The organism is Caldibacillus thermoamylovorans (assembly GCF_000751775.1).
Lineage (GTDB): Bacteria > Bacillota > Bacilli > Bacillales > Caldibacillaceae > Caldifermentibacillus > Caldifermentibacillus hisashii.
Genome location: NZ_CCRF01000067.1, coordinates 1 through 22,260 on the forward strand (window position 1 = coordinate 1; position 22,260 = coordinate 22,260).

A 22,260-nucleotide genomic window follows, 5' to 3' on the forward strand; every position below is an offset into this window, starting at 1 on the left:
CTCGGCGACTGCCGAGCTTTTGGCGAGAGCAGAGCCGTAGTTGCACTTATGCGTTAGGAAAGTAGAAATTGGAAAATTTATACTTTCCTATTAGCTAAGAAAGGGGATTCCTACGAACAAAGTGCTTTAGTCTTTTAGCAGGTTATCCCAGTAAGTCCCTGAAGTTACTTAAGAAGTCTAGCTATTCATTGTTCAAAAAATTTTTTAACATCATCTATACTTTGGTATTTGAATATATTTTGGAGGAGGGTTTCCAGTGTCGCAAGATCTGCCTCCTTAATGTCTTCCTTTAGATCTTCCGGCAAGGCACCAAATTTTTCTGTTAACAATTGTAGGGCGGTTTTTGCTAAAGCTTGGGATGCTCCTTCTTGTCTTCCTTTTTCCAAACCTTCCTGCATGTCTTCCTCTCTCAAAATATCCGCCAATGTCATGGCTACTTCACTCCGTTCTGGAAATGTCGTCTCAATTTGCCGCACGATTTGTTCCATGTCCTTCTTTGTTAAGTCTCGAACAGCATTAAATACATATCGCAACGTTATCTCAAAAAATTCAATTCCTTTTTGTTTATCCTCTATCTCGAGCAATGCGTGACTGGCCTCATAAAAAGACCGTAGAAATTCTTCAGTACTTTTTGTAACTACATCACGGAGTAGTTTCAACATAATTCGTAGTTGGGCATTTCCCTTTATTTCCTCATCCGAATAATCAGAGAGGTCATACAATAGGTAGTGAAAGTTTGGCAAGTATTCTTTCACATTTTGTGGCATTTCCTCAAAGCCATTTAAAAACCCGCCTAAATGAAGCGGTATTTTAATGAAAATTTTTTCTTACTACCGTATTTTTTCATAACATAGATAAGCTATGCTTTTCAGAGATATTAATAGCTTTATAACTTAACTGTATCAACTGTTATATTCGTTAATCCAAGCCATTGTTCAGCGATTGTTTTAAACATTGATTTTGAACCTGTTGTAAAAAATACATGATTTGGTTGCTCCTCAGGTGTATTAAGCATACCAATATGATCCAGAATTACACTTGCTTCTCTTGCTGTTTCTTCACCGGAACTAATAATTTTAATATCACCTTGAAAATAAGATTCAATAACCGGCTGTAACAGCGGATAATGGGTACATCCTAGAATTAATGTATCAATATTTTTATCCTTTAAAGGACGAATAGATTCAGCCACAATTTTTTCTGCAAAAGCACCGGTCCATTCGCCGCTTTCTACAAGTGGGACGAGTTTGGGACAAGCCAGCCCGTGAACAGTAACATGTTTTCTGATTTTTTTCAACGCCTGTTCGTAAGCTTTACTTTTAATTGTCATTTCTGTTCCGATAACACCGATACGATTTTTTTGGGAAACTTTAATTGCTGCTCTCGCGCCTGGATTTATCACACCTAATACCGGTATTGAAAGGCTGTCTCGAATTTCCTCCAATGCCACGGCAGTTGCTGTATTACAGGCTATAATTAACATTTTTATATGATATGTTTCTAAATAGCGGGTCATTTCCCACGTAAATTGACTAATTTCACTACTTGACCTAGGTCCATATGGACAACGCGCAGTATCACCTAAATAAATAATCGATTCATTTGGCAACTGGCGCATCATTTCCTTTACTACAGTCAAACCGCCTACTCCCGAGTCTATGATGCCTATTGGATTTGCTGACAAATTAGCTTCAACCTTTCATATTTTTATGTAATTTCTTTAGATTCTCTTGTAAAAGAATAATTTCTTCATCATTAAAGTCCTGTAAAACTTCATTTAAATACAATTGTCGCTTTTTAATGACTTCCTCAATTATTCGAACCCCTTCAGATAGCAAATGAATACGAACAACACGGCGATCTTTCTCACCTCTTATCCTTTTTACAAGATTGTTCCTTTCCATTCGATCAATTAAATCTGTAGTTGTGCTGAACGCTAAATACATTTTAGTCGAAAGTTCACCAATTGTCATATCGCCTTCTTCAAAGAGCCATTGTAAAGCGATAAATTGAGGGGGTGTTATTGAATAATTACTTAAAATTTCCCGGCCTTTTTGCTTTATTATACCGGAAATATAGCGCAAGTCTTTTTCAATAGATGCTACAACCTTTTCTTCAATTGTTCTTTCCACATGGTTCCCCCCATTGACACCTAAAATTTGTTAAGCTTCTCGACGTTAAACAATCCTTGTTAACATTCACAGGATGTGCAAAAGATAAACTTTTATGAAAAATATTAGGACTTGCTGCTTACAGGTGTTTCCTTAAACTATTTATATCCCATCCCGTACGGACAATATGAACCTACCTCAAGATTTTCAAGTTTACAAAGAGATAGGTTCAACTTTTCATCAGTAGGGATGTGGAAAACCCCTACAGTTTCACTTGATTTTTTTAAAATACATCTAAAAGAACTATAGTTTATTTTCTAACTTTTACTGAAAAAATTCAACCATTTTTCAAGATAGAACCTCTTTTTAACAGTCTTTCCTTATGTATGGGAATGATTGATGTATTTTGCAAACGTAAGGCTATTCCTTTTGCAATGTAAATGTAATTAAAGTACACCAAAAGCCTTTAAGCGGAGGTTTTCTTTTTGAGTTGAAATTTTTGGGGAATTGCTTCCAGTTGATATGAGCGTAGAAAAAAAGTTTAAACCGGCCACCATTATGGATAGCCGGTATTGTTTAGAGCTTTAACTCCCCCATCCGGAGAAGTTCGACGACAGCTTGCGAACGCCCCTTTACTCCAAGCTTTTGCATGGCATTTGAAATATGGTTTCGAACTGTCTTTTCACTAATAAATAATTCTTGGGCAATTTCCTTTGTTGTTTTGTCTTGGACCAACAGCTCGAAAACTTCCCTTTCTCGTTTTGTCAATAACGGCTTATGAGTGAAATCATTTTCCTTCAAATACATGAACCCTCCTTGCCTTCGCCAGCTAGAAAACGCGGGGATGGGTATGAATCGTCACCATATCATATGTGCAGGCAAGGATTGGAGTGACACCTTTCTCATGAACAATTGAGAAATAGGCGGTCAAATTTGTTACTTAAAGGTCAAGTCATATTCTAGCAACGTTTTTCATTTGTCTTTCCAGAGTATTCATTTCGTGTTCGGTCCATTTTTCACCTTTTCCGGTTAATTTATTTAATTTAACCAAGGTTCCTCTTCCCGTGAAACAGATTGAATCATTTAATTTTTTTCCCATATAATGCAGATCAACGGAACTTTGTCCGATTTTATGAATTTTAATATACACCTTAATTTCTTCATCAAAAAATACTTGTTGGATATAATCACATTGTAAATCTGCCACGACCGGGATAACATGACTGTCGATTTGGTTCCATTCTTCCATGAAACCAAGCGATTTTAGTAATTCGATTCGAACCTGTTCAAAATAAATAAACGGGACGGTATTGTTTAAATGGCCGAACATATCGGTCTCACTAAAGCGAACTTTAATAGGTATAAAAAATTCAAAATCGCTTTGCCAAGTTTGAAAGTCCTCAATATAATTTATTTTTTTCACACGGTAAACCTCCACAAGTACAAAATGAATGAACAATCATTCGTTTTCTGCTTTTAAAAAAAGGTTGACTTGTTTATAGTCAACCAACCATATTTATTCCAATAATGGGCACGATCAAATCATGTTTTTATTTATGTGATAAACCTACGCAGATCTTCGCATACTTGAAGAACCGCACTCACTTTCATCCCACCCTTAAAAGAGTGGTCTTTCTCGTTCGGAAAATCTGTAATTATATCTAATATATAAACAGCAATTTTTAATAAGAATAATCACTGCCAAAGAAATTCCGGAACATCTGTACAGTCGCTTCTCTGTTCAATGCAGCAATTGATGTTGTCAACGGAATTCCTTTCGGGCAGGCTTGAACACAGTTTTGCGAGTTACCGCAGCTGGCAAGGCCACCATCACCCATAATTGCAGCAAGACGTTCCGCTTTATTCATTGCACCGGTTGGATGCGCATTAAATAAGCGAACTTGTGATAATGGGGCAGGCCCCATAAAGTTTGATTTGTCATTTACATTTGGACATGCTTCCAAACAAACTCCACATGTCATACATTTCGACAGTTCATATGCCCATTGACGTTTCGTTTCAGGCATTCTCGGTCCCGGTCCCAAATCATATGTACCGTCGATTGGAATCCAAGCTTTCACTTTTTTCAACGCATCAAACATCCGGCTTCTGTCAACCATTAAGTCACGGATGACCGGGAATGTACGCATCGGTTCAAGACGAATGGGCTCTTCCAACTGATCAACCATTGCCGAACAAGATTGTCTTGGTTTCCCGTTGATCACCATTGAACAAGCTCCGCAAACTTCTTCCAAGCAATTCATTTCCCATGTGACCGGTGTTGTTTTTTTTCCATCTTTTGTAACAGGATTCCGTTGAATTTCCATCAATGCGGCGATTACATTCATATTCGGGCGATATGGAATTTCAAATGTCTCCTCATAAGGGGCAGAATCCGGTGTATCTTGTCTTTGGATTATAAAAGTCACTGTTTTTTGTTGTTCAGCCATTGAAAAATTCCTCCCCTTTAATTAATGTTTTCTCGTATAATCACGTTTACGCGGCGGAATTAACGAAACATCGACATCTTCATAAAAGAATTCAGGTGCTTGATTCGGCCCGACAAATTTTGCCATGGTTGTTTTTAACCATTCTTCATCATTCCGTTCAGGGAAATCCGGTTTATAATGGGCACCGCGAGATTCATTACGATTATAAGCACCGAGTGTAATCACACGTGCAAGTTGTAACATATTATATAATTGTCTCGTAAATGATGCCCCTTGGTTACTCCATTTTGACGTATCATTAATATTGATATTTTTATAGCGCTCCAGCAATTCTTGAATTTTTTCATCTGTTTTTAATAGACGATCATTATAGCGGACAACTGTTACATTATCGGTCATCCACTCGCCAAGTTCTCTATGAAGTACATAAGCATTTTCCGTTCCATCTAAATTCATGATATCAGCCCATTTTTGCTCTTCTTGTTTCTGATAGCGTTCATAAAGACTGGAAGGAATAGAGTCAGAACTTTTTTCAAGACCTTCAATATATTTAACTGCATTTGGTCCGGCTACCATTCCACCATAAATAGCAGATAATAATGAGTTCGCACCTAAACGGTTAGCACCGTGTTGTGAATAATCACACTCACCTGCCGCAAATAAACCTTTAATATTTGTCATTTGATCATAATCAACCCATACACCACCCATGGAATAATGGACAGCCGGGAAGATTTTCATCGGAACTTTATGTGGATCATCACCGGTGAATTTTTCGTAAATCTCAATTATACCGCCCAGTTTTACATCCAGCTCATGTGGATCTTTATGGGACAAATCGAGATAAACCATGTTTTCTCCGTTAATTCCTAGTTTCATGTCAACGCAAACGTGGAAAATTTCACGAGTTGCTATGTCACGAGGTACTAAGTTTCCATATAATGGATATTTTTCTTCCAAGAAATACCAAGGTTTTCCATCCTTATAGGTCCAAATTCTACCACCTTCACCACGTGCAGATTCACTCATCAATCGGAGTTTATCATCCCCCGGAATGGCGGTCGGGTGAATTTGAATGAATTCTCCGTTTGCATAATAGACACCTTGTTGGTAAAGAATAGCATGGGCAGATCCTGTATTAATAATTGAGTTCGTTGACTTTCCAAAAATCATACCAAGTCCGCCAGTCGCCATAATAACTGCATCAGCCGCAAACGTTTTGATTTCCATTGTTCGTAAATCTTGGGCAACAACCCCGCGACAAACTTGGTCGTCATCCAAAACGACTCCTAAAAATTCCCAATACTCATATTTCGTTACAAGTCCGGCTACTTCATGGCGACGAACTTGTTCATCTAATGCATATAAAAGCTGTTGACCGGTAGTTGCCCCGGCAAACGCAGTACGATGGTAAAGTGTCCCGCCAAATCGTCTAAAGTCAAGAAGTCCTTCAGATGTACGATTAAACATTACACCCATTCGGTCAAATAAGTGAATAATTCCTGGTGCCGCCTCACACATTGCTTTAACAGGCGGTTGATTTGCTAAAAAGTCGCCGCCGTAAACCGTATCATCAAAATGTTGCCAAGGTGAGTCCCCTTCACCCTTTGTATTAACCGCACCATTAATCCCGCCTTGTGCACATACAGAGTGAGAACGTTTAACCGGAACAAGTGAAAACAATTCAACAGGAACTCCTGCTTCAGCTATTTTAACAGTTGCCATCAGACCGGCTAAACCGCCGCCGACAACAATGATTTTTCCTTTACTCATTTTGTGGCTCACTCCTTCAATTCATTGGTAAAAATTTATCGTAAAAAAGATTAAGATAAAATAACCCATATCAATAATGTATTTTGAAAATGGTTCTTGATATTATGTGAATGCAAGTATAGCTCGAATACCTACATAAGATAATGCCAGAAAGATTGCCATGGTTACATATGTATTAATTTGTTGTGACCGTGGCGAAACCGTAATCCCCCAACTCACACAGAATGACCACAATCCGTTTGCTAAATGGAAAGTAGCCGAAACTATCCCTATAATATAGAAAATTAGCATTAGCGGATTATCAACTATATTTGCCATCATGTCGAAATTAACTTCAGTTCCAAAAAATGCTTTTGCCAACCGTGTCTCCCACACATGCCATGCAATAAAGATAATTAAGAAAATGCCTGTGAATCTTTGCAACACAAACATCCAGTTCCGGAATTTTCCGAATCTGCCTACATTAGGTTTTGCCGTAAATGCAATATAAACCCCGTAAATTGCATGAAATACAATAGGAATATAAATGAAAGCAAATTCAAGAAATAGTAAGAATGGAAGATTTTCCATGAACCCGGCAGCTTTGTTGAATGCCTCCGGTCCCTTCGTAGCATTGTAGTTAAGCATTAAATGCATGATTAAAAACAGGCCAACCGGTATAACCCCTAACAATGAGTGTAATCTCCGGTGGAAAAACTCTCGGTTACCAGCCATCTTTACATGTACCCCCCTTAAGATTATCCTTCACTATGAATTTAGAAAACTATGGCAAATATATGACATGTTCATTGTAAACTTTTTTTTAGGGAGCGTCAAGAAAACGGATACAGATAAATAATATTTCTAAAGTGTTTTTATTAATGTTTAAATCTTCGGAATAGTGATTTATAAATATTTTCCATTTCTACCACTTATTTCAATTAATATATTAAAATAATTTTTATCCAACAAAAAAAGTTAAATAAATCATTGCGATTTTGTATATAATAGATTTAAAGAAAAGGGGGATTCTTGATTGAGCAAAAAAAGTACAAAAGAAATAAATATTAGTGAATTATCCGTACCTGCTTTCGGATATGAGTTGATTCGCGAAGAATTGTTGGAAGAATTATTAGGGAATGAGGCACCAAATATTTTGTATTGGGCCGGAAAACGTTTAGCTAGAAAATATCCTCTTTTTTCCATAAATGAAATTATTGAATTCTTTATCAATGCAGGTTGGGGAACATTAACAGTAACCGATGAAAAGAAAGATGAAATGGAATTCACGTTATCAAGTGAATTAATCAGAAATCGGCTATTGACGAAAACAAACCCAACCTTCCAATTAGAAGCAGGGTTTTTAGCTGAACAAATTCAACAAATGAAAAAAGTTTATGCGGAAAGCTATGAGCATTCAAAAAAACGGGATGGGACGGTCGTTTTTACCGTTAAGTGGGATCCGATGCTTTAGCATTTTTAGGGGCTGTTAAAATTTTTGCCCTTAATGGACTCGTTCATTCATGTTATTAGGATTTAACAATAAAAACTACTTTATCGGACACGAAATCCCTTTAAATTTTTCAACCCTTTTGTCCCATAGGACTCGATATGGACAAGCCTATGGGACAGTTCTGCTGATTTTTCCGCTTGACTTGTCCCATAAACCTGTTACTAATCTCGCCTCTTAAATTTTATTTGTTATAAGCCTTTATTCCTTAGCGTCCTCTTCCTCATTCTTTAATGTTTCCATAATTGTTTCAGCTACATGTACCGGGATTCCAATGGCCCGAAAATCTTCTAAAGCAGCTTCTTTCATTTTCCTAACAGAACCGAAATGTTTAATTAGTTGCCTTTTCCGTTTCTCCCCAACACCTGGAATGTCGTCTAAAATGGAGTGAAACAATGTTTTTCCCCGAAGTTGTCGATGAAACGTGATTGCAAAGCGGTGAACTTCATCTTGAATTCGTTGCAGTAAATAAAATTCCTGACTATTCCGAGTAAGAGGAACCACTTCTAAAGGATCCCCAAATAAAAGATTGGATGTTTGATGCTTGTCATCTTTTACAAGACCGGCTACAGGTATTTCCAAATTCAATTCATTTTGTAGTATGTCTTTTGCAGCCTCAATTTGACCCTTTCCGCCATCAATTAAAATCAGGTCCGGAAGTGGTAAATTTTCTTTCAACACACGTGAATATCGCCTGCGAACAACTTCCCGCATCGATTCATAATCATCCGGACCTTCTACGGTTTTTATTTTATATTTCCGGTATTGTTTTTTATCCGGTTTTCCATTTATAAAAACTACCATGGCCGATACGGGATTTGTCCCTTGAATATTTGAGTTGTCAAAGGCTTCAATTCGGTATGGAGGATAAATTCCCATTTCTTGTCCTAATTTTTCAATGGCCTTAATCGTTCTTTCTTCATCTCGTTCAATAAGATAAAATTTTTCTTTCAAAGCAGCTGTCGCATTTTTTGTTGCTAACTGAACAAGCTCTTTTTTCTGACCACGTGCCGGCTGAATGATTTTTACGCCCAATAATTCTTTTGCCAACTCACCGTCAACTTCTTTTGACAGTAAAATTTCTTTCGGCTTAAAGTGGTTTGGTTTTTCATAAAATTGGCCAAGAAAAGTAAGCATTTCTTCCTCCGGGTCATCGTAAAACGGAAACATGGACACATCCCGTTCAATTAATTTTCCTTGACGAATGAAGAACACTTGGACACACATCCACCCTTTATCCACCGCATACCCGAATACATCACGGTCAACAAAATCCTGCATGGTCATTTTTTGTTTTTCCATTGTTGTTTCTATGGCACTAATTTTGTCGCGATACTCTTTGGCTCGTTCAAAATCAAGAGCCTCCGAAGCTTCCATCATTTTTTCCGTTAATTGTTTCTTTACTTCCGTGTAGCCTCCGTTTAAAAATTTGGTGATTTCATCGGTCATTTCTTTGTATGTTTCTTCACTTATATTATTTACACAAGGAGCCAGACATTGGCCGATGTGATAGTAAAGGCATACGCGGTTCGGTAAGGTTGAGCATTTCCGCAAAGGATACAACCGATCCAACAATTTTTTTGTTTCCTTGGCCGCAAAGACATTCGGATATGGTCCAAAGTATTTCCCTTTATCTTTTTTCACCTTCCGAGTGATAATTAAGCGAGGGTGGCGTTCTGCTGTCAGTTTAATGAACGGGTAACTTTTATCGTCCTTCAGCATGACGTTATATTTTGGATTATGTTTTTTTATTAGATTCATTTCCAAAATCAATGCTTCAATATTGGATGAAGTGATAATATATTCGAAGTCCTCAATTTCGTTTACCAGTGCCTGTGTTTTGCCGTCGTGCGAACCGGTAAAGTATGAGCGAACACGATTTTTCAATATTTTTGCCTTACCGACATAGATGATTGTACCCTGCCTGTCTTTCATTAAGTAGCAGCCGGGCTGGTTGGGTAACAAAGCTAGTTTTTCTTGAATAATCTTCTTTGATTCCATATTTTTCACTCCATAATGAGTGGGTTTATTTTTGAAAAGTCGACCGAAAAAATAAAGAGATTTTCGGAAGTCGTATAATTGTTAAAAAGGCCATTGATTTTTCAACTGCGTAGCCTATACTCTAAGTGCTGTGAAGCATTCTTTGTGCACTTATGTGATAGAAATTTAAAATTGAAAAAATATCCTTTTCTCGTAGCTAAAAAAACAGCCCAAATTAGGACTGCCTTCATTTAATATTCTTGGCTAATAAAAATTACAGATGATTGTTGATTACTTCCTCCAATGCTTCTTTCGGACGGTAGCCGATCACTTTATCAACAATTTCTCCATCTTTGAAGAAAATTAATGTTGGAATACTCATAACCCCGTATTTAGCAGCAGTTTCTTGATTTTCATCAACATCAAGTTTAACGATTTTCACTTGATCGCCCATTTCTGAGTCAATTTCTTCAAGAACCGGTGCTATCATTTTACAAGGTCCACACCAAGTTGCCCAGAAATCTGCGACAACCAGACCTTTACTTGTTTCTTCAGCAAAGTTTTGATCCGTTGCTTTTACAATTGCCATAGGTTAAACCCCTCCTATACGATTTATCGCTATCGACAGTAGTATATCACTGTAAGTAATGTTTTGTGAAACATTTGGCTCATAAACCATTTTACCCTAAACGTGAAAAAATAACCAACACTATGACTCTAATTACAGGATTGTGGTATTTTAAACGTGCAGTAACACCCCCACCTCAAGATTCTGAGTTTAGAATGAAGATAAGTTGCCCGCATGCGTCCGATTGGTTCAACTAACTATCTTTTTTGGGCATGAAGAACCCCCACTGCTATTCAAAATGAAAGTCCGGTTCTCGCACCATTATCGGTTGAGTGCCGGACTTTACATATATTTTATGCATTGACTTTTAATTTCTTAAATTCTTCTGTTAAAAGCGGCACCACTTCGAACAGGTCACCGACGATTCCGTAATCTGCCACTTTGAAGATATTGGCTTCCGGATCTTTATTAATCGCAACAATAACTTTTGAATTAGACATACCGGCTAAATGTTGGATAGCACCGGAAATGCCGCAAGCAATGTAAAGATCAGGGGTAACAACTTTCCCTGTTTGACCGATTTGCAATGAATAGTCACAGAAACCGGCATCACATGCACCCCGGGATGCTCCGACAGCACCGCCTAATACATCCGCAAGTTCTTGCAACGGTTTAAACCCGTCTGCACTCTTTACGCCGCGCCCACCGGCAACAACGACTTTTGCTTCTGATAAATCGACACCTTCACTTGCTTTTCTGACTACTTCTTTAATGATCGTACGTAAATCTTTTATTTCTACTTCAAGAGTACTTACGTCACCGCTCCGGGATTCGTCTTTATCAAGGGGCGCAATATTATTTGGTCTTACTGTTGCAAAAATAATCCCATCTGTTACGATTTTCTTTTCAAATGCTTTCCCTGAGTAAATTGGACGAGTAAAAACAACATTATCTCCGGCAACTTCGACATCGATTACATCAGATATTAAACCGGCATCCTGCTTACTGGCAACCTTTGGTGATAAGTCTTTCCCAAGTGAGGTATGACCAAAAATAATTGCTTCCGGATCTTCCTCGTTCACAACTGCAATAAATGCTTGTGAAAAACCGTCTGAACTGTAATTGCTTAACTTATCATTTTCTACAACAACAACCCGATCAGCACCATAGTGAATTAGCCCTTCTGCTAAATTCCGAACAGATTCACCAAGCAGTACACCTACTACTTCGCCGCCTTCAGAAACGGTTTTCGCAGCGGCAATTGCTTCATAAGAAACATTTCTTAAGTTTCCGTCTTTCACTTCAGCTAAAACTAACACTTTTCTTCCCATTATTTACCCTCCTTGTTGAAATAACCATGAACAGGTTGAATTTCCTAATATCATCGCTCCGAAAATCAAATAAATTTCCTATCATTAAACGACTTTGGCTTCTTTATGAAGCAAGGATACTAATTCTTGTACTTGATCCTTTAATTCGCCTTCCAAAATTTTCCCGGCTTCCCGCTTTGGTGGCAGATAAACTTCAATTGTTTTCGTTTTTGCTTCGACATCCTCTTCATCAATATCTAAATCATCCAGTTCCAGTTCTTCCAACGGTTTCTTTTTCGCTTTCATAATCCCCGGTAAGGACGGATATCTTGGTTCATTCAATCCTTGTTGTGCTGTAACTAATAATGGAAGTGTGGCTTCAATCTTTTCTTCGTCTCCTTCAACATCACGGACAACGCTTACATGATTGCCGTCAATTTTTAAATCCGTTATCGTTGTGATATATGGAATACCTAACAAATCAGCAACCCGTGGTCCAACTTGACCGGTTCCGTTATCAATGGCAACATTTCCGGCAATAACTAAATCCGGTTCCTTATCTTTTAAATACTCAGCAATTATTTTTGCTGTTGTATATTGGTCGCAAACTTCCAAGTCATCTTCCACATTAATTAAAACTGCTTTATCTGCCCCCATAGCCAATGCAGTACGTAATTGTTTTTCGGCATCTTCACCGCCAACTGTTACAACCGTTACTTCACCGCCATGCTCATCACGGACTTGAATGGCCTCTTCTACGGCATATTCGTCATATGGATTGATGATGAATTCTGCACCATCTTCATTGATTGAGCCATTCGCAATCGTTATTTTTTCTTCCGTATCAAAAGTTCTTTTCAATAATACAAAAATATTCATTCATTGCTCCCTCCTAAGATTGTTTAATAGATTTTGATGTTAATAAAATGATTAGCACCTAATAAGGTGTTATTGAAAGAGTTGTGCCAAATAGAATATCAGCTATATTAACCTTTTTGGAAAATGGGTTAAGCGGTAACGATAAAATTATTTACCTACAAAATTCGGTTTTCTCTTCTCAATAAAAGCTTGAATTCCTTCTTTTGCATCTTCTGTTCGGAATACTTCGCTGAACCATTTTGCTTCTTGCTCAATTCCTTCAGCAAATTGTTCTGTTTTTGTATATTTTAATAGATTAATAACGGCTTTAACTGAAGCAGGACTTTTGCTGGCAAACTTTTCCGCCAGTTTCATTGTTTCTTCAAATAGTTTTTCTTCCGGAAATGCCCGTAATGCCAAACCATACTGACAGGCTTCTGTGCCGCTAATCGGTTCACTTGTAATCATCATTTCCAATGCTATTTGTTCACCTACATATTTCGGTAAGCGCTGTGTTCCGGCAAATCCGGGAATAATACCGAGTGACAACTCAGGAAGTCCCAGTATCGCATTTTCACTTACAAGACGGATATGGCAGCCCATTGCCAATTCAAGACCTCCGCCTAAGGCAGCACCGTGAATGGAGGCAATAATCGGTTTTGGATATTGCTCAATTTTATCCATTAATTGTTGACCGTTTCTTGCCAATTCATAGGCCTTTTCTTGTGACCCAATTGTTGTAAATTCCCGTATATCTGCACCCGCACAGAAGAATTTCCCTTCTCCTCGAATGACGATCACCCGCACATCATCATTTGTAGAAAACTCTGTCAACATCTCATCCAATTCCAGCAAAAGTTCTTGAGAAAGTGCGTTTGCCGGTGGACGATTTATCGTAATAACTGCTATTTTTCCTTCTATTTGTGCGTGTAAAAAAGCCATTTCCATCCCCCTTAAAGTGAAACTAAATTTTCTTATTCTATTTATTTAAATGTTCGTACCCGAGACTAATTACTCCTCACCGTTAAGAAATGTTTCACACTTAAAAATTTTTGTTTAAGCTTTACGGCAAGTGACCGGGTACGAAGCATAAAATAAATATTCCCCTTAGTTTTTGTTACCGCAGCCGTTTATCAGCAACTGATGGACTTTCGGTGCCAGACCGACCAAATCATATTTATGGTCATTCATGATCCATGTCGTTACCGTTTCATCAATTGTACCGAAAATCATTTGTCTGGCAAGTCGGATATCTAAATCTTTATCAAACTCACCTTTTTCTATCCCTTCTACTAATATCTTATCGACAAGTTTTAAATAGCCTTTTAATATGCTATTAATTTGCAGGCGTAAATCTTTGTTTGTCTGGCGTAATTCAAGCTGAGTAACAATAGCAAGATGATAATCTTCAGATAATCTGCGGAAATGATTTTCAATTAAAAGTAACAGTTTCTCTGAAGCCGTGTTTTTACTTCTCGTTACTTCCTCTAAATCCGTAATGAAATGACCCATTTTTTCCCGAAATAAGGAAATTAATATATCTTCCTTATTCTTAAAATAGAGATAAATGGTTCCATCAGCAACTCCTGCTTGTTTTGCAATTTTTGAAACTTGTGATTGGTGATAACCGTTTTCGGCAATCGTAATAACTGCGGCATCAATAATTTGCATGTACTTTGGTTTTTGATTTTTCAAATTCGTTCACCTTCAAATTTTACTTTTGTCATTCTTTGTTGTAGAGAAAGAGATATGAATGAATAATCATTCATATCTCAATAATAAAAGTTAATTTATCATTTGTCAATTGTATACCATGATTTAATATTATATTTCGTTATGCTTTCTTCTCATTAAGTTCATTTAACTTTCTTTTTTCTTCTTCCACTAACTGGCGACGTAAAATCTTCCCGACTGTTGTTTTAGGCAGTTCATCCCGAAATTCATACTTTCTTGGAACTTTATAAGCGGCCAAATTTTTCCGGGCGAATTTGTTTAATTCGTCTTCGGTGACAGTTGTACCTTCTTTTAATACAATATATGCTTTGACCGTTTCACCTCGATAAGGATCAGGTACACCGGCAACGACAACTTCTTTAACAGCCGGATGTTCATATAATACTTCCTCAATTTCTCTAGGATAAATATTATAGCCACTCGCAATGATCATATCCTTTTTGCGATCAACAATATAAAAATATCCTTCTTCATCCATATAACCCATGTCTCCGGTATGTAGCCATCCGTCTTTTAAAACCTCTTGTGTTTCTTCCGGCCGATTCCAATAGCCTTTCATCACTTGAGGTCCTTTGACAACCAGTTCGCCAATTTCTCCTACAGGCAGCGGTTCTCCTGTTTCCACAGACCGAATTTCCGCCAATGTATCCGGCCATGGTAATCCGATACTGCCCTTTACACGTTCGCCATCCCATAATAAATTTGCATGAGTAACCGGTGATGATTCAGTAAGTCCATATCCCTCTACTAATTTTCCCCCGGTTAATCTTTCAAATTGCTCCTGAACTTCGACAGGTAACGGAGCCGAGCCGCTTATACAACTATCGATTGAAGATAAATCATATTTCGATAATTCAGGATGGTTCAACATTCCGATATACATTGTTGGTGCTCCCGGGAACATCGTCGGGCGCTGGCTTTGAATCGTTTTTAATAATACTTCCGGATCCGGCTTCGGAATTAACACCATTTTTGAAGCCTGTAAAATAGATAAAATCATGACAGTCGTCATCCCGTATACATGGAAAAACGGCAATGCACCGAGAACAATTTCTTCTCCTTCTCTGCATTTATACAACCATGCTTGACACATTTTTGTATTTGCGATCAAATTTTTATGGGTCAACATAACCCCTTTTGGAAACCCTGTTGTTCCGCCGGTATATTGCAAAATTGCCAAGTCTTCTTCAAAATTAATGTTCATAATCGGTTCTTGAAGTGCCGGATGCTTCATTATTTCCGTAAATAAATGATCATTCCCCTTATGTTCAACCTTCACAGAAAAACCGTATTGTTTCTTTTGAATAAACGGATATACAAGATTTTTCGGAAATGGTAAGTAGTCTTTAATAACCGTTATAATAATATGCTCCAGTTCTGTTTCTCCTTGAATCTTCTTAATACGTGGAAATAGGATATCCAATGCGACGATTGCCTTGGCACCCGAGTCTTTCATTTGAAAGGCCAGTTCTCTTTCAGTGTACATTGGATTTGTTTGAACAACAATCCCACCTGCCATCATAACCCCATAAAAACTAATGACGGATTGTGGAGTGTTTGGCAGCATAATCGCCACCCGATCCCCTTTTTGAATACCAATTTTCTGCAAGTATCCGGCAAATTTTAACGCTGAATCATATAACTCCTGGTAAGATAATTCCTTACCATTGAAATGAATCGCTATTTTGTTCGGATACTTTTCTGCTGTGTTTTTCAATAATTGCTGCAAAGAAGTCTCCTCAAAGGTAAGTGTGTGCGGAATTTGTGGCGGATAATGTTTCAACCACGGTTTATTTTCCATATTCTCCCCCCCTGTGTTTAAAAAACAAAATGTAAATGATATTTTTGCTCCCTATTAATAATAATATCTAATTTTAAAAACGTTTACAAGTTCAAATTTTTCTAAAATAAAAAATCTATTGTGAACTACTGAACATTATTATATACTTTCAAAAGTACAGAAAAAGCTGCTTTGGAAAAAACTATACACATAGTCTCCAAAGCAGCTTTCATTGTTTCTCTTAAAATATGATATTTTACAAGTACAGAATGATCCCCGCTGATTGACAGGTGAACCAATCAGGCACAAGCGGCGAATCCCTTTACCTATCTTCCGCGACGACTCCAATCTTGAAGTAGGACTTTGACTCTCCGTTAAGAGTAGAACAAAAAATATAGAATTCCAAAAAGCAGAAAAATTCCACAACAAACGAGCAAGATTTTTCCAAGTTTCTCCAAAGCCATTTCTCCCCTTACCTTAAATGATGCCGGCACCGATTACATAAGATAAACCGACAGATATGACCATGGAAATAAATCCAACGGCTCTGTTATCATTTGCAATTTGTTCATCGACATTAAATGTTGGTGTTAAAAATTCAAAAATGTAATAGGCAGTCAGGAGGAGGAGAAAGCCGAAACACCCCCAACCAACCATCACAAATAATGTGTCATTATGCGTAATAGAGAAACGGAAAATATTTAGGATACCGAAAATTTTTCCTCCTGTGGCCATTGCAACCGCCATATTGCCATTCTTAATTTCTTCCCAGTTATTATACTTAGTGACCAGCTCAAAAATGGCTAAAAAGACAAACGTACATAAAATAGCAACACTGAAATTTGCTGAATGGATAACCATACTGCTCTCCCAAAAATCTTTCATCATAATATCCCTCATTTATATATGTTTGTTGTTACAATGTACCCCTAGGAAAGACGCCCATTCTTGCCAGTTATTTAAACTCAACGATCGTAACCCCTGTTCCTCCTTCGTTAGCACTGCCAAAATGAAATGATTTTACTTGCCGGTGTTTTTTCAAATAGTTGTGTACGCCTGTTCTTAGCGCGCCGGTTCCTTTGCCGTGGATTATCGAAACACGTGGGTAACCGGCGAGAAGTGCATCATCAATGTATTTTTCAACCTTTACCAAGGCGTCCTCGTAACGTTCTCCCCGCAAATCTAATTCAAGGCCAACATGATACTCTTTTCCTTTAATGGTTGTAATCGGTCTCGGTTCTGCCTTTGGTTGGCTAGCTACCCGTTCCATGTCGCTTTCATCGACTTTCATTTTTAAAATACCAACTTGGACTAGCCATTCATGATCTCCGACTTTTTCAATTATATACCCTTTTTGGTCAAAACTAATCACTTTTACTTCATCACCGGGATGAAAAGAATGAACGGGTTTCTTTGTTGTGACGAATTTCTGTTTTGAAGCAGGAATCGCCTCCTCAAGCCGTTTTTTTGCATCAATCAGTTCATGTTCTTTAATTTCAACCGATTTTTGCAATTGCATTTGCCTTAATTGTTTAATAATCTCATCCGCTTCATGTTCTGCTTGTTTTATAATGGTTTTCGCTTCCCGCCTTGCCTTCTCATATAATTCATCTTTCTTCTCACTAAACTCCGCCATCGCTTGTTGCAAATCATGATGAAGTTTTTCAGCTAACTTTAAATGTTCTCGGGCTGCTTCTTCCTCAGTCTCGGCAAGTCGTGTCTTTTCTTCAAGGGAAGCAATCATCTTATCAACTTTATTTGTTTCTGCATGAATCTGAGCTTTTGCGCGCTCAATTATTCGTTCAGATAATCCCAATCGTTTTGATATTTCAAAAGCATTACTTCTTCCCGGTACCCCGATTAAAAGGCGATATGTCGGACTCAAAGTTTCTACGTCAAATTCGACACTGGCATTTGTTACTCCTTCCCGGTTATAACTATAGGCTTTCAACTCAGGATAATGGGTCGTTGCAATTACCCGGGCCCCCCGGTTATGCACTTCATCCAAAATCGCCATTGCAAGCGCGGCACCTTCCTGCGGGTCTGTCCCGGCTCCTAATTCATCGAACAAAACCAGACTTTCCGTATCGACTTCTTTTAATATTTCTACAATATTGACCATGTGGGATGAAAATGTACTTAAACTTTGTTCGATCGATTGTTCATCCCCAATATCAGCAAATATCGAGCCAAACACAGCCACTTCGGAACCGTCTTGAGCAGGAATTTGTAAACCGGCTTGAGCCATTAATGTAAGAAGGCCGACCGTCTTTAATGTGACTGTCTTCCCGCCTGTATTTGGACCGGTAATGACAATCGTGGTAAAATCGGTGCCTAATTCAATATCATTGGCGACGACTTCATTTTTTGGAATGAACGGATGACGAGCTTTAAATAAACGGACGACTCCTCGGTTATTCATCATCGGCTTTGTCGCTTTCATATCTGCCCCGTATTTTGCTTTGGCAAACATAAAATCGAGTTCACGTATTTGACTGACGAGTATTTTTAGCTCTTCACCGTACACTGCTGCTTCTTTTGACAATTCCATAAGGATCCGTTCAATTTCAATCTGCTCTTTCATTCTTGCTTGATGCAGTTCATTATTTAATTGTATTACCGATTGCGGTTCAATAAATAATGTTTGTCCGGAAGCGGATTGATCGTGCACCATTCCGCCAAAATGTGTGCGATATTCCTGCTTGACGGGAATAACAAATCGATCATTGCGGATGGTGATGATTGCATCGGACAACATTTTTTGAGCGCTGGATGAGCGAATAATCCCTTCTAACTTTTCCCGAACTCTCCCTTCAAAACTGCGTATTTGTGTTCGAAGGGAACGTAATTTTTCACTGGCACTATCGATCACTTCACCATTTTCATTAATTGCCGCATTAATTCTACGTTCCAAATCGGCAGGAGGATTCATATTTTCATAATATTGTTTTAAAATTGGTAAATCTTCTTCATCTGTAACATCCTCAAGGAAATTTTTCAACTGTCGACTTGCTCGAATCGTGCTTGCAATTTGAACAAATTCATCAACATGAAGCATTCCGCCAATTTCTGCCCGTTTGATTGCCGGTAAAATATTAAATATACCGCCTAAAGGAACATGCCCCTTTACACGAATAACGGTTGCTGCTTCATCGGTCTCTTCCTGTCTTTTGATTACTTCTTGATAATCAGTAGAGGGAGTTAGTTGCTCAACCATTTCTTTTCCTAAGCTTGAGGATGCATAACCCATTAATTGGTTCCGAATTTTATGAAATTCCAGTGTTTCAATCGCTTTGTTGTTCACGGAGAAATTCTCCTTTCGTTCTAGTGTAATGAGAGGTCTCTAGTTCCGCTTTTTCAGCTAATAGGAAAGTATAAATTTTTCAATTTCTACTTTCCTAACGCATAAGTGCACTGAAAGACTTCGGTAGCATTACCTCGCAAGCGAAAATGTTTTTTCGCTGAACTACGGCTCTGCTCTCGCCTAAAGGCTCGGCAATCGCCGAGTTTTCTTTAAAAATGATAATAAATCCCCTGCTGTTTTTGTATTAACAATCATATCCTTCTTTATCCAAGCACTTCTTGCATATTGAACACCGATTTCCATATTAGCTAATGTATCACGGTGATGGCTATCCGTATTTATGATTAGACTTACACCTGTTTGTTGTGCTTTTATCAGATGATCTTTTCGTAAATCCAAACGTCTTGGACTGGCGTTTAATTCTAAAATCGTATTTGTTGCTTTTGCCAACTCAATCAGTCTGTCAATGTTAACCGGATAGCCTTCCCGGATCCCTATTTTTCTTCCGGTCGGATGGGCAATAATATCGATATGCGGGCTTTTGCATGCTGCCGTGAGTCTTTTCATGATTAACTCTTCACTTTGTCCAAATGCAGAATGAATAGAGGCGATAACAAGATCGGCTTCAGCCAGCAATTCATCCTCGTAATCAAATGTCGCATCCGGCAAAATATCCATCTCTATTCCGGCTAAAATCATGATATCAGAATATTTTTCATTCAACTGACGGATGATATCCATTTGTTTTCGTAATTGATCCGGTGATAAACCGTTGGCTACCTTTAAAGATTGGGAATGATCTGTAATGGCCATATATTCATATCCCCGTTTTCGGCATGCGTCAATCATTTCTTCAATCGAATGAGCGCCATCGCTCCATGTCGTATGCATGTGGAGATCACCGCGAATATCTGCCAGTTTGACCAATTCATCCAACAAATCAATCTGGTCGATTTCCGTCCCGTCATCCCGCAATTCCGGACTGATAATCGGTAAGTTAAAATGGTGATAAAAGTCAGTCTCTGTTTCAAAAGTTAATACTTTTCCGGTTTCTATTTGTTCCACACCGTATTCACTTATCTTTTCACCGCGTTCTTTGGCAATTTGCCGCATACGAATATTATGTTCTTTTGAACCGGTAAAATGATGCAAGGTCGTTGCAAATTCATCCGGCTTTACTAAACGGAAATCCGCCGATATATCAAAATCAAAAGAAAATACACAAGAGATTTTTGTATCTCCTTGATTGGTCACTTCTTTAATATTTGCCATATTTAAAAGTTGCTCTTTCATTCGTTCCGGTTCAGTCGTTGCAATAATAAAATCCAAATCTTTGACTGTTTCCTTTACTCTTCTCACGCTGCCGGCACGAGAGTAGTTTTTCACCGCATCCATTTCCGACAGCTGCTCTTCAATCCAAACGACAATCGGTAAGACAGAGGCAAGCGGGAAACGTCGCGGCAATCCTTCCATTTGTTCAATACTTTTTAAAATTTTTTCTTCTGTTTTAACGCCGAAGCCTTTTAATGCACGCACTTTTCCCTCTTTACAAACCCGTTTTAAGTCATCTATATTTTCCACACCGAGTAGATTATATAATTTTGCGATCGTCTTCCCCCCGAGTCCGGGAATTTGCAAAAGCGGGATTAAGCCTTTTGGGACTTCCGCCTGCAGTTGTTTTAACATGTCCGACTGACCGGTTTCAAGAAATTCTTTAATAACAGCGGCTGTCCCTTTTCCGATGCCGGGAAGAGCGGTAAACTGATCAATTTCAGACAACGTTCGTTCATCTTGTTCCAGCGTTGTCGCAGCCCGACGAAATGCCTGGATTTTAAACGGGTTTTCTCCTTTTAATTCCATGTAAATCGCAATCGTTTCCAGAAGACGAATGACTTCCCTTTTGTTATCAATCATTATAATCACCTTTAAAAAATTCAGTTTACTGAACCGTTAAAAAACTAGTTCCATCTTTTGATCGATTTCGCATGAAAAGTTTATTTACTCCTTTTACTTTATCATTTCTTTATATAAAGTGAAACTTCCATCAGCGGGGTTTTCTTCCCGCTGATGGTTAGTTGAACCAATCGGGCACTTACGGGCACTTATCTTCCTCCTTTCCATCTCTGATTTAACTTAAGTTACAAGAGGAAGATTTAGTAACCGTTTGTGCGGGATAAAGTGAAACTAACCATCAGTGCTAACACTGATGGTTAGTTGAACCAATCGGACCTTTACGGGCAGTTGATTCCCCACCTATCTCCTTTGTAAACTCGAAAATCCTGAGCTAGGGACTTACTGCCCGTTTGTGCGGGGTAAATGAGGACCTTACAATTCTTTCAAAACCACATCCGATAAAGTTGTTGCGATAGGATTGGCGTGTGTTCAATAACAGCTTTAGCCACCCACGATTGATCGATCCATGTTTGCACTTTTCCAATTGGAATAAGAGCCATCATATATAAAATCAAAAATGAGATTAAATAAATTTCTAGAAAACCTAAAATGCCGCCGGCCCAAACATTCAGTTGCCTGATAATTGGAAATCTGGCAACAAAATCCAACATCGAACCGATAATTTGTAAAACGATTTTGACAGCAAAAAAGATGATAAAAAAGGCGATCCCCCGATAAAAAGCCTGTTCGGCATTCACCGCTCCCAGTATTAATTGCAATGTGTCATTATCACTTATAGTCGGATAAGGAATCCACAGAGTTAAACGCACAGCAAGGTCTTTGTAGTACATCACTGCAATAAAAAAGGCGATAAAAAAGCTGGTTAAATGAATGGCTTGTAAAATGAAACCTCTTTTTAAACCAATAATAAATCCCATAAAAAAAAGGAAAAGTAAAATCATACTGAACATACTTGTCAACCCTTTAGCCTTAGTTTTTCCTAGCAATCT

The 22,260-nt window shown here is 38.2% G+C and carries 20 protein-coding genes; 1 reads left to right on the forward strand and 19 read right to left on the reverse strand.

Annotation, left to right across the window (positions count from 1 at the left end; all coding sequences use genetic code 11):
* Positions 1 to 185: 185 nt before the first annotated feature.
* The 8 genes from BT1A1_RS11785 to BT1A1_RS11820 form a co-directional block, all read right to left on the reverse strand.
* Positions 186 to 767 (reverse strand): Rpn family recombination-promoting nuclease/putative transposase, encoded by a 582-nt coding sequence (locus BT1A1_RS11785; protein ID WP_051989120.1) that lies wholly within the window; start codon positions 765 to 767, stop codon positions 186 to 188.
* A 119-nt stretch (positions 768 to 886) separates the two neighbouring features.
* A complete protein-coding gene (gene racE / locus BT1A1_RS11790) occupies positions 887 to 1,684 on the reverse strand; it encodes a glutamate racemase (RefSeq protein WP_034771575.1) in 798 nt (265 codons plus the stop codon).
* A gap of 7 nt (positions 1,685 to 1,691) precedes the next feature.
* Positions 1,692 to 2,132, reverse strand: a complete 441-nt coding sequence (locus BT1A1_RS11795; protein ID WP_034771578.1) for a MarR family winged helix-turn-helix transcriptional regulator — start codon at positions 2,130 to 2,132, stop codon at positions 1,692 to 1,694.
* Positions 2,133 to 2,687: 555 nt separating this feature from the next.
* On the reverse strand, positions 2,688 to 2,912 hold the full coding sequence (locus BT1A1_RS11800; protein ID WP_033828593.1) for a helix-turn-helix domain-containing protein: 225 nt from the start codon (positions 2,910 to 2,912) through the stop codon (positions 2,688 to 2,690).
* A 151-nt stretch (positions 2,913 to 3,063) separates the two neighbouring features.
* Positions 3,064 to 3,534, reverse strand: a complete 471-nt coding sequence (locus BT1A1_RS11805; RefSeq protein ID WP_034771581.1) for an acyl-CoA thioesterase — start codon at positions 3,532 to 3,534, stop codon at positions 3,064 to 3,066.
* 259 nt (positions 3,535 to 3,793) lie between these two features.
* Complete coding sequence (gene sdhB / locus BT1A1_RS11810; protein WP_034771584.1) at positions 3,794 to 4,561, reverse strand: succinate dehydrogenase iron-sulfur subunit; 768 nt, start codon at positions 4,559 to 4,561, stop codon at positions 3,794 to 3,796.
* Positions 4,562 to 4,582: 21 nt separating this feature from the next.
* A complete protein-coding gene (sdhA, locus tag BT1A1_RS11815; protein ID WP_034771587.1) occupies positions 4,583 to 6,334 on the reverse strand; it encodes a succinate dehydrogenase flavoprotein subunit in 1,752 nt (583 codons plus the stop codon).
* 102 nt (positions 6,335 to 6,436) lie between these two features.
* Positions 6,437 to 7,048 carry a succinate dehydrogenase cytochrome b558 subunit gene (locus BT1A1_RS11820; protein WP_034771589.1) on the reverse strand — a complete coding sequence of 204 codons (612 nt, stop codon included), beginning with the start codon at positions 7,046 to 7,048 and terminating at the stop codon, positions 6,437 to 6,439.
* Positions 7,049 to 7,349: 301 nt separating this feature from the next.
* On the opposite strand from BT1A1_RS11820, the gene BT1A1_RS11825 reads away from it, so the two are divergent.
* Positions 7,350 to 7,787, forward strand: coding sequence for a YslB family protein (locus BT1A1_RS11825; protein ID WP_034771591.1), 438 nt, complete (start codon positions 7,350 to 7,352; stop codon positions 7,785 to 7,787).
* 237 nt (positions 7,788 to 8,024) lie between these two features.
* On the opposite strand, the gene uvrC is transcribed toward BT1A1_RS11825, so the two are convergent.
* From uvrC to BT1A1_RS11880, 11 genes are all read right to left on the reverse strand, one after another.
* On the reverse strand, positions 8,025 to 9,824 hold the full coding sequence (uvrC, locus tag BT1A1_RS11830) for an excinuclease ABC subunit UvrC (protein ID WP_034771593.1): 1,800 nt from the start codon (positions 9,822 to 9,824) through the stop codon (positions 8,025 to 8,027).
* 253 nt (positions 9,825 to 10,077) lie between these two features.
* Positions 10,078 to 10,392, reverse strand: a complete 315-nt coding sequence (gene trxA, locus BT1A1_RS11835) for a thioredoxin (protein ID WP_034771595.1) — start codon at positions 10,390 to 10,392, stop codon at positions 10,078 to 10,080.
* A 332-nt stretch (positions 10,393 to 10,724) separates the two neighbouring features.
* The gene (locus tag BT1A1_RS11840; RefSeq protein WP_034771597.1) at positions 10,725 to 11,702 is read right to left on the reverse strand and encodes an electron transfer flavoprotein subunit alpha/FixB family protein; all 978 of its coding nucleotides are present in this window, start codon (positions 11,700 to 11,702) and stop codon (positions 10,725 to 10,727) included.
* 84 nt (positions 11,703 to 11,786) lie between these two features.
* On the reverse strand, positions 11,787 to 12,560 hold the full coding sequence (locus BT1A1_RS11845) for an electron transfer flavoprotein subunit beta/FixA family protein (RefSeq protein WP_034771599.1): 774 nt from the start codon (positions 12,558 to 12,560) through the stop codon (positions 11,787 to 11,789).
* Between the two features lie 147 nt (positions 12,561 to 12,707).
* On the reverse strand, positions 12,708 to 13,481 hold the full coding sequence (locus tag BT1A1_RS11850; protein ID WP_034771601.1) for an enoyl-CoA hydratase: 774 nt from the start codon (positions 13,479 to 13,481) through the stop codon (positions 12,708 to 12,710).
* Between the two features lie 165 nt (positions 13,482 to 13,646).
* A complete protein-coding gene (locus BT1A1_RS11855; RefSeq protein WP_034771603.1) occupies positions 13,647 to 14,234 on the reverse strand; it encodes a TetR/AcrR family transcriptional regulator in 588 nt (195 codons plus the stop codon).
* Between the two features lie 139 nt (positions 14,235 to 14,373).
* Positions 14,374 to 16,074: a long-chain-fatty-acid--CoA ligase gene (locus tag BT1A1_RS11860; protein ID WP_034771605.1), complete on the reverse strand. Its 1,701-nt coding sequence runs from the start codon at positions 16,072 to 16,074 to the stop codon at positions 14,374 to 14,376.
* A gap of 456 nt (positions 16,075 to 16,530) precedes the next feature.
* Positions 16,531 to 16,938 carry a DUF350 domain-containing protein gene (locus tag BT1A1_RS11865; protein ID WP_034771629.1) on the reverse strand — a complete coding sequence of 136 codons (408 nt, stop codon included), beginning with the start codon at positions 16,936 to 16,938 and terminating at the stop codon, positions 16,531 to 16,533.
* Between the two features lie 70 nt (positions 16,939 to 17,008).
* Positions 17,009 to 19,357 carry an endonuclease MutS2 gene (locus BT1A1_RS11870; protein ID WP_034771607.1) on the reverse strand — a complete coding sequence of 783 codons (2,349 nt, stop codon included), beginning with the start codon at positions 19,355 to 19,357 and terminating at the stop codon, positions 17,009 to 17,011.
* 180 nt (positions 19,358 to 19,537) lie between these two features.
* Positions 19,538 to 21,271 carry a DNA polymerase/3'-5' exonuclease PolX gene (polX, locus tag BT1A1_RS11875; RefSeq protein WP_034771609.1) on the reverse strand — a complete coding sequence of 578 codons (1,734 nt, stop codon included), beginning with the start codon at positions 21,269 to 21,271 and terminating at the stop codon, positions 19,538 to 19,540.
* Positions 21,272 to 21,693: 422 nt separating this feature from the next.
* Positions 21,694 to 22,221 (reverse strand): CvpA family protein, encoded by a 528-nt coding sequence (locus tag BT1A1_RS11880; RefSeq protein WP_034771611.1) that lies wholly within the window; start codon positions 22,219 to 22,221, stop codon positions 21,694 to 21,696.
* Between the last annotated feature and the right edge of the window lie 39 nt (positions 22,222 to 22,260).